1 rRNA gene is annotated in these 336 nt (G+C 51.5%); it reads left to right on the plus strand.

The window, feature by feature from the left end:
• Positions 1-20 precede the first annotated feature (20 nt).
• Positions 21-336 (plus strand): 23S ribosomal RNA (locus tag OGV94_RS00105); the annotation flags it as partial.

A 336-nucleotide genomic window follows, 5' to 3' on the forward strand; every position in this document is an offset into this window, starting at 1 on the left:
GAAACATCTTCGGGTTGTGAGGTTAAGCGACTAAGCGTACACGGTGGATGCCCTGGCAGTCAGAGGCGATGAAGGACGTGCTAATCTGCGATAAGCGTCGGTAAGGTGATATGAACCGTTATAACCGGCGATTTCCGAATGGGGAAACCCAGTGTGATCCGTCACACTATCATTACGTGAATACATAGCGTAATGAAGCGAACCGGGGGAACTGAAACATCTAAGTACCCCGAGGAAAAGAAATCAACCGAGATTCCCCCAGTAGCGGCGAGCGAACGGGGAGCAGCCCAGAGTCTGAATCAGCATGTGTGTTAGTGGAACGGTCTGGAAAGTCCG

Source organism: Citrobacter sp. Ce006, assembly GCF_030336535.1.
In the GTDB taxonomy this organism is placed as follows: Bacteria; Pseudomonadota; Gammaproteobacteria; order Enterobacterales; family Enterobacteriaceae; genus Citrobacter; species Citrobacter europaeus.